Source organism: Cobetia sp. PS-4MA (genome assembly GCF_057670765.1).
Window position 1 is genome coordinate 3,393,567 of sequence record NZ_CM173107.1, and the last position, 12,899, is coordinate 3,406,465.

At 64.6% G+C, this 12,899-nt stretch carries 11 protein-coding genes and 3 tRNA genes; 2 read left to right on the forward strand and 12 right to left on the reverse strand.

From position 1 onward, the window contains the following. Nucleotides 1–52: 52 nt before the first annotated feature. Together AC26AR_RS14270 and dapA are read right to left on the reverse strand one after the other, a co-directional pair. Nucleotides 53–991, reverse strand: coding sequence for a hypothetical protein (locus tag AC26AR_RS14270; protein ID WP_077380166.1), 939 nt, complete (start codon nucleotides 989–991; stop codon nucleotides 53–55). Further along, the gene (dapA, locus tag AC26AR_RS14275; RefSeq protein ID WP_077380168.1) at nucleotides 991–1,875 is read right to left on the reverse strand and encodes a 4-hydroxy-tetrahydrodipicolinate synthase; all 885 of its coding nucleotides are present in this window, start codon (nucleotides 1,873–1,875) and stop codon (nucleotides 991–993) included. Before dapA ends, AC26AR_RS14270 begins: the two co-directional genes overlap by 1 nt. A gap of 447 nt (nucleotides 1,876–2,322) precedes the next feature. Here dapA and AC26AR_RS14280 point away from each other — a divergent pair, with 447 nt between their 5' ends. Further along, the gene (locus tag AC26AR_RS14280; RefSeq protein WP_077380170.1) at nucleotides 2,323–2,799 is read left to right on the forward strand and encodes a peroxiredoxin; all 477 of its coding nucleotides are present in this window, start codon (nucleotides 2,323–2,325) and stop codon (nucleotides 2,797–2,799) included. A gap of 168 nt (nucleotides 2,800–2,967) precedes the next feature. Here the strand turns inward: AC26AR_RS14280 and AC26AR_RS14285 are convergent, their stop codons facing one another. Together AC26AR_RS14285 and AC26AR_RS14290 are read right to left on the reverse strand one after the other, a co-directional pair. After that, nucleotides 2,968–4,062, reverse strand: coding sequence for an AI-2E family transporter (locus AC26AR_RS14285; RefSeq protein WP_077380172.1), 1,095 nt, complete (start codon nucleotides 4,060–4,062; stop codon nucleotides 2,968–2,970). Next, nucleotides 4,059–4,325 carry a sulfurtransferase TusA family protein gene (locus AC26AR_RS14290; RefSeq protein ID WP_341542565.1) on the reverse strand — a complete coding sequence of 89 codons (267 nt, stop codon included), beginning with the start codon at nucleotides 4,323–4,325 and terminating at the stop codon, nucleotides 4,059–4,061. The genes AC26AR_RS14285 and AC26AR_RS14290 overlap by 4 nt, the downstream gene beginning before the upstream one ends. A gap of 245 nt (nucleotides 4,326–4,570) precedes the next feature. Between AC26AR_RS14290 and AC26AR_RS14295 the strand changes: the two genes are divergently transcribed. After that, on the forward strand, nucleotides 4,571–6,073 hold the full coding sequence (locus AC26AR_RS14295) for a M48 family metalloprotease (RefSeq protein WP_488107244.1): 1,503 nt from the start codon (nucleotides 4,571–4,573) through the stop codon (nucleotides 6,071–6,073). A gap of 111 nt (nucleotides 6,074–6,184) precedes the next feature. Here AC26AR_RS14295 and nadA read toward each other — a convergent pair whose 3' ends face one another. The 8 genes from nadA to AC26AR_RS14335 all read right to left on the reverse strand — a co-directional run bounded on the left by nadA (nucleotide 6,185) and on the right by AC26AR_RS14335 (nucleotide 12,832). After that, complete coding sequence (nadA, locus tag AC26AR_RS14300; protein ID WP_077380226.1) at nucleotides 6,185–7,243, reverse strand: quinolinate synthase NadA; 1,059 nt, start codon at nucleotides 7,241–7,243, stop codon at nucleotides 6,185–6,187. 359 nt (nucleotides 7,244–7,602) lie between these two features. Beyond that, nucleotides 7,603–7,677 (reverse strand) — tRNA-Lys (locus AC26AR_RS14305). Between the two features lie 16 nt (nucleotides 7,678–7,693). Continuing rightward, nucleotides 7,694–7,768: transfer RNA gene (locus tag AC26AR_RS14310), tRNA-Lys, on the reverse strand. A gap of 36 nt (nucleotides 7,769–7,804) precedes the next feature. After that, nucleotides 7,805–7,879: transfer RNA gene (locus AC26AR_RS14315), tRNA-Lys, on the reverse strand. 258 nt (nucleotides 7,880–8,137) lie between these two features. After that, nucleotides 8,138–8,998, reverse strand: coding sequence for a 23S rRNA pseudouridine(2605) synthase RluB (gene rluB, locus AC26AR_RS14320; RefSeq protein ID WP_240499734.1), 861 nt, complete (start codon nucleotides 8,996–8,998; stop codon nucleotides 8,138–8,140). Nucleotides 8,999–9,288: 290 nt separating this feature from the next. Continuing rightward, complete coding sequence (gene scpB / locus AC26AR_RS14325) at nucleotides 9,289–10,362, reverse strand: SMC-Scp complex subunit ScpB (protein WP_488107245.1); 1,074 nt, start codon at nucleotides 10,360–10,362, stop codon at nucleotides 9,289–9,291. Then, complete coding sequence (locus AC26AR_RS14330; RefSeq protein ID WP_404983216.1) at nucleotides 10,359–11,366, reverse strand: segregation and condensation protein A; 1,008 nt, start codon at nucleotides 11,364–11,366, stop codon at nucleotides 10,359–10,361. The genes scpB and AC26AR_RS14330 overlap by 4 nt, the downstream gene beginning before the upstream one ends. Nucleotides 11,367–11,617: 251 nt before the next feature. Further along, nucleotides 11,618–12,832: a nucleotidyl transferase family protein gene (locus tag AC26AR_RS14335; RefSeq protein WP_169477286.1), complete on the reverse strand. Its 1,215-nt coding sequence runs from the start codon at nucleotides 12,830–12,832 to the stop codon at nucleotides 11,618–11,620. Nucleotides 12,833–12,899 lie beyond the last annotated feature (67 nt).

Here is a 12,899-nt window from a genome sequence, read left to right on the forward strand (position 1 = left end):
GCCTCATCCGACGCAAGGTCGAATGAGGCGGCAGACGCATCAAGCAGCATGCTCAGCGCAGCGTCGACGCCACGGCGTCGAGTAGCTCGCGGGCCAGTGCAGGCGTGGTCTCTTCACCGTCGGCGCGCTTGGCTGTGACCAGCGTATGATCCTGCTCGCCACGCAGCGTGAGCACCATCGGCAGCGGCTCGCCATCCCCGCCGATCCCCAGCCAGCCACCGTCGCGATCTTCCCGCGGGATGTAGTTGACCATGAATTCGCCACGTGAGCGGTTCTGATCCACCAGCTTCTGGTAGTCGGTGTTGAAGTTCTTCTGCAGCTGGTAGAGCAGCTCGGCCCAGCTGCGCTCGGTATCCAGTGCCAGGTCAATCTGCCAGGTACCGTCACGGCCTTCCAGACGCACCCGGTCGTCACGGCTGAGCGACTGCGCCGCCAGCGAGACACCGCTGTCTGCAGGCGAGGCGGCCAGATAGCCACGCAGTGCGTTCAGGCAGCTGCCGGAGACGTCACCGCCCTGCTGACAACGCACTTCAGAGGCGTCGGCACGCAGGCCCTGATTGACGCTGATCACGCCCTGGCTGGTGGTGATCTCGCCCTTGCCGGCATCGATGCTCTGCACGTCCAGCTGCTGGTCACGCGCGAAGGTCTGCAGGCGCGTCCAGACCGCCGCAGGCGCGGCATTCACCGCCAGCCAGCGGGCATCGCCACTCTGACGCAGGGCGACGAATTCGCGCTGTCCCTTCTCGCTGGTCGCCAGCGGCTGCGGACGCGGCGCCTCGAAGTCATCGCTGGCCAGGAAATCGCTGCTGGCCTGTGGCACCGGCATCGAGTCCTGATATTCGGCACGATTGCGTGTCTCGGGCAGCTCGAGCGGCGGCGCGATGCTGGCGTCCGCATACTCGCTGTTGCGGTCATAGTAATAACCATCACTGGAGCAGCCGGCGACCGCGAGAGCCGTCAGCAGGGCCAGTGGCACAAGACGCTGACTCATCAGTTGAGCACCTCGGCCAGTTGCAGCGCTTCATCGACCGTGGAGTGATACTGCTCGGACAGCCAGGTCAGCGGCAGACGCACGCCGGCTTCCGGTGCCAGCGCCATGCGATGCATGGCGTACTTGACCGGAATCGGGTTGGATTCGACGCCCATCGCGGAGTGCAGCGGCATCAGACGCGTGTTGATCTGGTGAGCACGCTCGGCATCGCCGGCGACGGCGGCGGCGCACATCTCGTGCATCAGGCGCGGTGCGACGTTGGCCGTCACGGAGATGTCACCGTGGCCGCCCATCAGGATGAAGTCGCAGGCCGTGGGGTCATCACCGGAGTAGAGCGCGAAATCGGTGCCCTTGAGGCGGTCGATCAGCTCCTGACCACGCTCCAGATTGCCGGTGGCATCCTTGAGGCCGACGATGTTGTCGAGCTCGGCGAGGCGGAAGACCGTCTCGTTGTAGATATCGGAGCAGGTACGACCCGGCACGTTGTAGAGAATGACCGGAATGCCGGCCTGCTCGGCGACGGCCTTGAAGTGCTGATAGAGCCCTTCCTGGGTCGGCTTGTTGTAGTACGGCGCCACGGAGAGGCAGTAATCCGCACCGACTTCCTTGGCATAACGGGCAAGCTCGACGGCTTCGGAGGTGGCGTTGGCGCCAGTCCCGGCGATGACCGGAATCTTGCCGGCGACCGTCTCGACCACACAGCGGATCACATCGAAGTGCTCCGCGAAGGACATGGTGGTCGGCTCGCCGGTAGTGCCGGCGGCGACGATGGCATCGGTGCCATTTTCGAGGTGGAAGGCGACCAGCTGGCGCAGGGCGTCCCAGTCGATCTCGCCGGTGGCCTTCATCGGGGTCGCCAGTGCGACAATGCTACCTGTGATCATCCCTCGAATTCTCCTCTGGTGCCTGATGCGCCAGGCGTGTCCCTGTGCTGTTGAAACAGCAGATCCCGGGGACAGACATCTGACATAGATTGGTTGACGCAGGACTCTGATTGCGTGGGCACGCCGACACGCGAGTCGCGCCAAGGGTGATGATGTTACAAAGACCATCGAAGCCTGTACAGACGCCATCTGCACCGGTTGTGCAAAGCGATGGATTCCCTCGCCTGTCCACGGGACAGATGCACGCCGGACGGGCCCGATGACGCCGGTCGCCAAGGCGGTGAAACACAAGAGTTCTGCCCCGTCTTTGACAAGTTCGGGCGCCCTGCGTGTAATGCAGGACATACCGCAGAACTGGGCAAGCGCGATGCCCATGGCTGCCGGTTTTTTTCCTCATTCCACACTGTCAGCCGCCACATGGCCGTCAGTCATCGCCAGGAGAGCACGATGAGCGTCAGCCTCGGTCAGCCAATTCCCGATTTTACCGCACAAGCCACCAGTGACACCGAAGTCACCCCGGCGAGCCTCAAGGGCAAGCAAGCCGTCATCTATTTCTACCCGAAGGACCACACGCCGGGCTGTACCACCGAAGGCGGTGACTTCCGCGACCACCTCAAGGAATTCGAAGCGGCCAACACCGTGATTCTCGGCGTCTCCCGCGACAGCCTGCGCACCCACGAGAACTTCCGGGCCAAGCAGGGCTACCCGTTCGAGCTGATCAGCGACCCGGACGAGACCCTGTGCAAGATCTTTGACGTCATTCACATGAAGAAATTCATGGGCAAGGAAAGTCTCGGCGTGGTGCGCTCCACCTTCCTGATCGACGCCGACGGCAACCTGGCGCGCGAATGGCGTGGCGTGAAGGTCAAGGGCCATGTCGAGGAAGTGCTGGACGCCGCCCGCGAGCTCGACGCCGGCAAGTGATGCTCGCCGGAAGGCTGCAAGCCCCGAGCGTCAAGGCCTGCCTGTGCGCAAGGGTCCTGCTGGAGGGCCATGGCGGTGAAACGCCGCCACTCGCCCATGAAAAAAGCCCCGCCGATCGGCGGGGCTTTTTTCATGCAGGCGACACGGGACGAGGCCCGGGACATGCGCTCAGCTCTGCACTTCTTCTTCGGGCAGGCCTGCCTCGGCACGGGAACGACGCGGCCAGGCGTAGAGCAGCGACTTCATCAGCGTGGCCAGCGGGATGGCGAAGAACACGCCCCAGAAGCCCCATATCCCGCCGAAGAACAGCACGGCCAGAATGATCGCCACCGGGTGCAGATTGACCGCCTCCGAGAACAGCAACGGCACCAGCACGTTGCCATCCAGTGCCTGGATGATGCCGTAGGCGATCATCACGTACATGAAGGTATCGCCCAGCCCGAAATGGAAACCGGCCACGGCGGCCACCGGCAGAGTCGCCCCCGCCGCCCCGATGTAGGGAATCAGCACCGAGAAACCGACCACGATGGCCAGCAGCGCCGAGTACGGCAATCCGAAGATGACGAAGGTGACGTAGCTGACGCCACCGACGATGACGATCTCGATCACCTTGCCGCGCACGAAGTTGGCGATCTGGTCATCCATCTCGTTCCACACCCGACTCATCAGCAGGCGCTTGCGCGGCAGCAATGCCAGCGTGAACTCCACCAGCCGCTCGCGATCCTTGAGCATGAAGAACACCAGGATCGGCACCAGCACCAGATAGATCACCACGCCCATCAGGTTGCCGAGCGACGCCAGCGACAGGGACACCGCACGTTGCCCGAACTGGGTCAGCTCACGCCCGGCGGCGCCGACCCACTGCTGGACCTGCTCCGGCGTGATCAGGCCGGGGAAGCGCTGCTGCAACTCGCCCAGCCAGCGCTGACCCGAGGCGAACATGCCGGGAATCTCCTGGATCAGATTGGCCAGCTGATGCCAGACCAGCGGCAACAGGATCAGCGCACTGGCCAGCATGATGCCCATGAACACCAGCGTCATCAGACTGACGGCGGCCAGACGCGGCAAGCCGAACCGCTCCAGAAAGCTCACGCCGCTCTGCAGCAGGAAGGCGACGATCAAGGCCGTGAAGAATGGCGCCAGCATGCTGCCCAGCCAGATGACGGCCGCGAAGACCAGCACCAGCACCAGAAACAGCACCACCGCCTCCTCATCGGAGAAATAGCGCTCCAACCAGCCACGCAACAGGGTCTTCATGGTCATGAGGGGTCATCCTCCGTGAGCGCCTTGATCACGAAGCGATAATCACCCGCGGCCGTCTCTTCACGCGAGACCAGCGCGTGATCGCTCAGCGCCAGATAGGCAGGGATGTCGCCCCAGGCACCGGCGTCGCTGGCGAGGACCTCGAGTTGCTCGCCGGCACTCATGCCAGCCAGTGCCAGCTTGGTGCGCAGCAGCGGCAACGGACAGTGCAGGCCGCGCGCATCGAGCGTTGTCAGGTGGGTATCGGCCGTGGAATCAGCCATCGGATTCGCAGTCTCAGCGCCAGGTCGTTCGAATGCCATCTGCCCTTCCGTTCTCGTTATGATGTTCTGCCACACGCATGAAGGGTGCAGCTTGAAAACGCCCCGATTTAAGGGCACCTTGCCTGACAAAGCAACTTTCCGCCCCGCCACTCCCTGAGAGTGAGGGGTCGCCAGGTCAGTCCGGCTCACTTCATGTGTCGTGCGGGCCGACTGTGCCTTGCACCTTATTGAAGAGGATTGCCTGCATGTCGTTGCTGTCCCCCTTGAGCGGTCGCGTTCGTCACGCACGCACCACACGCGTCACCCTATCCAGCCTGCTGCTCAGCCTGACGCTGATGGGTGCCTCCCTGGCCAGCCCCCCCGCCGTGGCGCAGAACGACTATGGACTGCCGGACCTGGGGAGCGCCAGCGGCGGCATTTCCAGCAACGATGAATATCGTATCGGACGCGCCTGGCTGCGCCAGTTCCGCGCCCACGTGCGTGAATGGGATGACCCTATCACGCTGGACTGGATCAATGGCATCGTTCGCAAGCTGGCGCCCTGGAGTGAGCTGGACCGCAATGACTTCATCATCACCCTGGTGGCCAGCAGTCAGCTGAACGCTTTCGCCGTGCCCGGCGGCGTGGTCGGCGTCAATACGGGGCTGTTCGCCTTCGCGCCGGACCGCGACGCCTTCGCCTCGGTGCTCGCCCACGAGCTGGGCCACCTCTCCCAGCATCACTTTGCCCGCAACATGGAACGTCAGGCTGAAACTCGCCTGCCGACACTGGCCGGTTTTCTCGCCGGCATGGTGATCGCGGCCGGCGGTGGCGGCTCGGCCGGTCTCGCGACCATGGCCGGCACCCAGGCGGCGGCGATCTCGGATCAGCTGGCCTACTCACGCCGCTTCGAACAGGAGGCCGACCGTGTCGGCATCGAGGCGCTGGCGCGTGCCGGCTTCGACCCCGAGGCCATGCCCCGCATGTTTCGCGCCATGCAGCGCATGGCCAGCCTGCAGGGCAGCAACGCGCCGGAATTCCTGCTGACGCACCCGGTCACCGAAGCACGTATCGGTGACACTCAGGCGCGTGCCGATGCCCTGGAGACCGCGACCCCTGATCCGCTGGGCACGCTGGCCTACGAGATGATACGCGCCCGTGCCCTGCTGGCGCTCAACCTGAGCCAGCCCTCCCAGGGGCTGGTGACCTTGCGTGAGGATTCAGCCGATCCGGATGCCATCGCCTACTACCAGGCACTGGCGGCCGCCGAGAATCACGAGATCGACAGCGCCCTCGCGGCGCTGGACCGCCTGCACCACAAGCATCCCGACCTCACCCTAATCAGCGCCAGTGCCATCGAGGTCGCCCGGGATGCACGTCGCTATGACGAGGCCACGCAACGCGCCAGACGCCTGCTGCGCCTGCAGCCGGATTACCTGCCGACACGCCTGGCACTTGCCGAGGTCAGGCTGCAGCAGGACCCCGCCAGCGCACGCCAACAGCTGGAAGACATGCGCCGCGAACATCCCGATGATCCCAAGGTCTGGAATCTGGCGGCCGAGGCCAGTGGCCGCAGCGGGCATCAGGCCGAAGCCTTCCTGTACCGGGCGGAATTCGAGCAGCTCGAGGGACGCATGGACAGTGCCTTCGCCCAGCTGAAACTGGCCGATGAGGCGGCGCGCAAGGCAGACGACTTCGCGCTGGCCAATCGCATCAATGCGCGGCGTGAGGACTTCAAGGACTACCGCAACGCCATCGAAGCGTTCTGATCTCCACCGCCCCTTCCCGCCGACAATGAAAAACCGCCGCCCCGACTCCTCGGGTGCGGCGGTTTGCGTCGCCTGCCTGCAGCGCCTCTCGTCGATCAGGCGTCGGCGTGATCAGCCACGATTGAACTCCAGCATGCGGGTCAGCGGCTTGAGCGCGCGCTCACGCAGGCTGTCGTCGACGAAGATTTCCTCGCCGTTGGCCTCGGCGGGATCACGGCGCAGCACCGCGGCCAGATTCTCGAGACCATTCATCGCCATCCACGGGCAGTGCGCACAGCTCTTGCAGGTCGCGCCATTGCCGGCGGTCGGCGCCTCGAACAACTGCTTGCCCGGTGCTGCCTGCTGCATCTTGAAGAAGATGCCGCGGTCGGTGGCGACGATCATCTGCTCGTGAGGCAGCTCGACGGCGGCCTTGATCAGCTGGGACGTGGACCCCACCACGTCGGCAAGCTCCACCACCGACTGCGGCGATTCCGGGTGCACCAGCACCGCGGCGTCCGGGTGGACCTTGAGCAGGTCGGTGATGCCCTGGGCGCGGAACTCGTCATGCACGATGCAGGCACCATCCCACAGCAGCATGTCAGCGCCGGTCTGCTTCTGCACATAGGCGCCCAGATGCTTGTCCGGGGCCCAGATCAGCTTCTCGCCCTTCGCGTGGAGGTGCTCGATCACGTCAACGGCGATGGAGGAGGTCACCACCCAGTCGGCACGCGCCTTCACCGCCGCCGAAGTGTTGGCGTAGACGACCACGGTGCGATCGGGATGGGCATCACAGAAGGCGGCGAATTCGTCTTCCGGGCAGCCCAGATCCAGCGAGCAGGTCGCCTCCAGCGTCGGCATCAGCACGCGCTTCTCCGGGGAGAGGATCTTGGAGGTCTCGCCCATGAAGCGCACGCCGGCGACGATCAACGTCGAGGCGTCATGACGGGCGCCGAAGCGCGCCATCTCGAGGGAATCCGCGACACAGCCGCCGGTGTCCTCGGCAAGCTGCTGGATGGCGTCATCGCAATAGTAATGGGCGACCAGCACGGCATCACGCTTGACGAGCAGCTGCTTGATCTCGGCGATCAGCGCGGCATCCCCTGCCGCGGGACGGGTCGGGCAGTACGCACGGGCGAGGTGCTCTCGCACCTGCTCGCGGACGCTATCGTGGGCCTCACGACCCGGCATGGCATTTGTCAGGCTGTTCATGTGTCTCTCACCTAGCCCACAGGGGCTCCCCCTGTGCTGAGTGGGTCAGGGCCCGGCCATGAGCACGAACGGCGCGTGGCGGCCCTCCCTTGCGCTGCAGCTGGGCTCCCCAGACTGCAACTGGTGCCTTGGGCGTCTATCGCCCTTGGCGGTGTCCTGTCGAGCGTCATCCTCTGAAGGACATGAGCCGTGGCTCGCGCACAAGGATACGCCTGCCACGCTCCCCGCTCCAGTCGACCTCACGCCAGGTACCCGGGCGTGCGTCGAGGCAACGCCGCGGAATCTTTCTGACGCATAACAAAAATTGCCCCGCGCCAATGAAGGCACGGGGCAAGATCTGGTGGGTCGTGAGGGATTCGAACCTTCGACCAATTGGTTAAAAGCCAACTGCTCTACCACTGAGCTAACGACCCAAAACTGGGTGGCGGATGGTGGGTCGTGAGGGATTCGAACCTTCGACCAATTGGTTAAAAGCCAACTGCTCTACCACTGAGCTAACGACCCGCCGCCGGGTGCTTTGCAAGAGACCATTTCGAGAAATGGTGGGTCGTGAGGGATTCGAACCTTCGACCAATTGGTTAAAAGCCAACTGCTCTACCACTGAGCTAACGACCCTTGCGAAGCGGGGCGTAAGATACCGCCATTCCTGAGACGACGCAAGTCTTTTGCAAAAAAACTTCAAGCAAATGACCAGCTTGACCGCTCATGGCGCCCCGAGATCCCCACGCCATCCACCGTCCAGATGCACGCAAGCCCGCGACAGGCGCGGGCTTGCGAGACTTGCCGACGGCATGTCGAGGCTGACATGCACGTCAGGCCCACGGAAGGCCAGCCGGAGATGGCGAGCGCAAGGCACGCGATCTCCGCAGAGCCTCAGCGCGGCTTGCGTGTGCGCTGCGGCGGCTTCTTCATGGCGCGCACTGGACGACGCTTCTGCTTGTCGCGGCTCCAGCGGTTCTGCTCATCCGGCGTCAGGGCCGGCGCCTTGCGGTGCTCGAGACCTGCCAGCGTGGACAGTTCATCGATCTCGCTCTGCTCCATCTCCACCCACTCGCCGGCGCGAGCGCGCTTGTCGAGGAAGATGTTGCCGTAGCGCACGCGCTTCAGGCGGCTGACGGTCAGCCCCTGGGAGTCCCACAGACGACGAACCTCACGGTTGCGGCCTTCCATGATCACCACGTGGAACCAGCTGTTGATGCCTTCGCCGCCGAATTCCTGCACGTCGGTGAAGCGCGCCGGGCCATCTTCCAGCATGACGCCATTGACCATGTTGACGACGTGCTCGCGCTTGACCTCACCCATGACACGCACGGCGTATTCACGCTCGATCTGGGTCGACGGGTGCATCAGACGGTTGGCCAGCTCACCATCGGTGGTGAACAGCAACAGGCCGCTGGTGTTGATGTCCAGACGACCGATGGCGATCCAGCGCTCACCTTTCAGGCGCGGCAGACGCTCGAAGACGGTACGACGGCCTTCCGGGTCCTTGCGCGTGCACAGCTCGCCTTCCGGCTTGTTGTACATGATGACGCGGCGCGCACTTTCCTCGGCGCCCTTGAGGTTCTGCGGGCGATCATCGAGGCTGACCTGGTCGTTGGGGCCGACGCGGTCTCCCAGCTGGGCGACCTTGCCGTTGACCTTGACGCGGCCAGCGCTGATCGCGACTTCCATCTCACGGCGTGAGCCGAGACCGGAGCGCGCCAGCACCTTCTGCAGCTTCTCGTCGTCGGCCAGCTTGTCGCCCTTGGCCTGCGGCGGCAGCGGACGCAATTCCGGGGCTTCGGCGGCGGCCGGCTTCTTGCCGACATTGGCCTTGCTGCCACGGGTGGACTTGCCCATGTCGCGACGCGGCTGTGCGCCGTCCTTGCTGGCAGCGTGCTTGCCAGCCGCCTTGCTGTCCGTCGCCTTGCCGCCCGCGAAGGCCTTGCCAGTGGTCGACTTGCCGTCGTTCTGGCGTGATGCCTTGCGCTTATCAGTGTCTGTCTTGCTCATGACATGAACCATTTCATCAATAGGAATTTCGCTTACGCAGGGTCGTCATCATCGACGGTCCCGGCAGCGGAGGAGTCATTGGGTGGCGTAACGCCAGCCCCGTCCTCATCTTCTGCACCGCGCAAACGTTGGCTGAGGCGCGCTTCGATCGTGGCGAAGTCGAACCCCGAGCCGGTGGACGCCATCCCGGCGTGATCATGTTCCGCCTGTGAGGCGGAGGGTCCTGCGGTATTCGGTGAATCATCCGCGACATCGAGCGCGCGCGCCTTCAGCGCCTCCTCCAGCTGCTCGGCGGTGATCTCCGGCGGCTGCCAGTCGGCGGGCACCTGAGCCCCCCTCGTCTCTGACGATGTCTTGTCCGAGAAAGTCTCGCTCAAGGAAGTCGTGTCCGAGGAAGTCTCGGCTGACGGCGCATCAGCGGCTGCCGCATCAGGACCTGACGGAGCGGAATCCGGCGCATCATCGGCCGATGCCTCCCCGTCGCCCTCGCCATCCGGGTCTTCCGGCAGCGGCAAGGTCTGTGAGGGCGGCACATCATACAGCTCCGCTTCCAGCTGTTCGAGTCCTTCGAAGCCTTTCAGTTCATGCACCGGCGGCAGCTCTTCCAATGTCTTGAGCCCGAAGTCGTCAAGAAACTGGCGCGTGGTGGCGAAGACCGCCGGCCGCCCCGGCACGTCACGGTGCCCGACCACCCGCACCCAGCCGCGCTCGACCAGGGTACGCATGATGGAAGAGCTGACCGTCACGCCACGCACCTGCTCGATATCACCACGGGTCACCGGTTGACGATAGGCCACCAGCGCCAGCGTCTCCAGCAGAGCGCGAGAATAGCGCTGCGGGCGTTCTTCCCACAGCCGTGACACCCAGGGAGAGAACTGCTGGCGAACACGCAGCCGCCAGCCACTGGCGGTCTCGATCAGCTCCAACGCACTGGCGTCGGCCGGATGGCGCTCTCCCAGCCGGCCCAGTGCCTCACGCAGCGCAGGCTTGGTGGGGCTTGAATATTCATCGAACAATCCCGCCAGACGCTCCAGCGTCAGCGGTTCACCGGCAGCCAGCAGCGCCGCTTCGATGATCTGGTCGAGGGGGGCATCGCGCGAACTCATGACGGCGCGTTCTCCTGCTCGTCGGATGGGGGGAAGGAAGGTGACGTCTGCGCATCATCGAACGCCCCCTGGTCGGCCGCCACCTCGTCTTCGTCGGCGAATTCCAGTGCCAGCCAGTCCTCGTCGTCCTCGCTGTCAGGCTCCGGCGTACGAGCACGCACGTGAATGGGCGACAGCGGCGCATTCTGCACGACCTCGATCAGCGCCTCCTTGGCCAGCTCCAGGATCGCCATGAAGCTGACCACCACGCCGGCACGCCCCTCTTCGAGGGTGAACAGTCTCTCGAAGGGCGTGAAGTGCTCGTGGCTCAGCAGATTCATGATCGCCAGCATGCGCTCACGGGTCGACATCACCTCACGCGAGATGGTGTGCGCCTGGACGAGATCCGCCTGACGCAGGAGACCGGACAGCGCGCCGAGCAGCTCCGAGAGGTCCACTTCAGGGTGGACGACACGCGTCTCCAGCTCCGGCAGCTCCGCCGTGGCGACGAACCAGTCACGCCCCTGGCGTGGCATCTCGTCCAGCCCTTCGGCGGCCAGCTTGGTCTGCTCGTACTCCTGCAGACGCCGGATCAGCTCGGCGCGCGGGTCCTCTTCCTCGTCATCATCACTCTCCTTCGGCTGGCGCGGCAGCAGGCTGCGCGACTTGATCTCCGCCAGCATGGCGGCCATCAGCAGATATTCCCCGGCAAGGTCGATCTGCATGGCGTGCATCAGCTCGACGTACTCGATGTACTGATGCGTGATGGCCGCGACGTTGATGGCGAGGATGTCGAGGTTCTGACGACGGATGAGATACAGCAGCAGATCCAGCGGCCCCTCGAAGGTCTCGAGAAAGACCCGCAGTGCCTCAGGCGGGATGTAGAGATCCTGCGGCATCTCGGTGAGCGGCGTGTCGTTGACGCGCGCCAGCACGGCCGATCCCGCTGCAGGTGCGGTGATCAGCGGTGCGGGCTGATGCCCATCGGTCAGGGAAAAGCTGGCGCCATCGAGCAGGTCGCTCATGAAGTCTCCTGCAGGAGGCTGAAGTCGGGAGAACCAGGGCGGAGGATGCTCCAGGTCGTCGGAGGCACCATCGAGCCGCACGGCGACCGGGGGACGGGCATTCTAGCCGTTCAGGGCCCATCCCCCAAGTCATGATGGTACCGAGAGCATGATGGTACCGAGAGTCATGATGGTACCGAGAGTCGCGATGGGATCGAAGGTCATGGTGGCGCGGGGACCTGCCGGATTCGCGACGCCCTGCGCAAGGCCGATCAGCGATAGGTGAGGCCGATCACGCGTCGCAGCTCATCCAGAGTATCGCGAACGGTGTCCCGGGCACGCTCGGCACCCTCGGTCATCATGGTACGCACCTTGCCATGCTCGCCTTCCAGCGCCTCGGCGCGATCGCGGATCGGCGTCAGGGTGGCATCGATATGCTCGACCAGACAGCCCTTGCAGTCCAGGCAGCCGATACTGGCCTCACGACAGCCTGCGGCCGCCCACTTGCGGTCCGCTTCGGGAGTGAAGCTTTCATGCAGACTCCACAGCGGGCAACGTTCAGGGTCGCCCGGATCACTGCGCCGCACCCGCGCGGGGTCGGTGGGCATCTCGCGCACGCTGGCGTCTATCTCGGCACGCCCACTGCGCAGGAAGATGGCCTCCTCATGCGACGATAGCCGGGTCTTGAGTTCCATGCCCAGCAGCGGCTGGCTGTCCCCCTGCCAGTGTTCCGGCTCACCGAGGATGCGACGCCCGCCGCCTTCCAGATAGCCGAGCAGGCGCTCCTGCTGATTGCGGTTGAGCTTGCTGGTCTCGGCCAGCAGTCCACGCGCGCGCTCGAAGGCCTCGAGATCCCCCTCTTCCTGATAGTCACTCAGCCATTCGCGATACAGGCGACCACTCTTCTTGCCGAGTCGCGCGATGGCCCGCTCCGCCTGCTCCTCGAAGCCGGCGTCGCGTCCATAACGATGGTTGAAGCGCCTCGCCACCTCGCGGGTGAACTCGATGTGCGCGCGCTGTTCCGGTCCGGCGGGCACGACCTCGCCCCGCAGCGCCAGGATGTCGGCCGCCTGCATCAGAGGGGCACCCAGCATCGCGAAACTGGCCCCCTGCTGCTCACCGAGTCCCGCCACCATCTCACGATAGCTGGGCAGACGCTCCAGCCATGCCTTGGGCGTCACGCTGGACAGGATCATGTGCACGTCGGTCAGCTCCGGCACCCACGACTGGATGAACAGGGTGGCGACCTTGGGATTGATCCCACAGGCAAGGCAATCGATGACCATGGCCCAGCTGTACTGCTCGATTTCATGGGGCGCATGCCCACTGACCGCCAGCGCGTTCCAGTCGGCGATCAGAAAATAGGCATCGTGGTGGTACTGCAGCTCGGTCCAGCGTCGGATCACGGCATGATAGTGTCCGAGCGTCAGGTGTCCGCTGGGGCGTAAGCCGGACACCAGCCTGGCCGAGGTATCGGTGGCACTCACCTTGTGAGTTCTCCCTGAAACGTATGAAGCGGCCAGTCTAACAATCCCGGCCCCCGATCAGCATCCC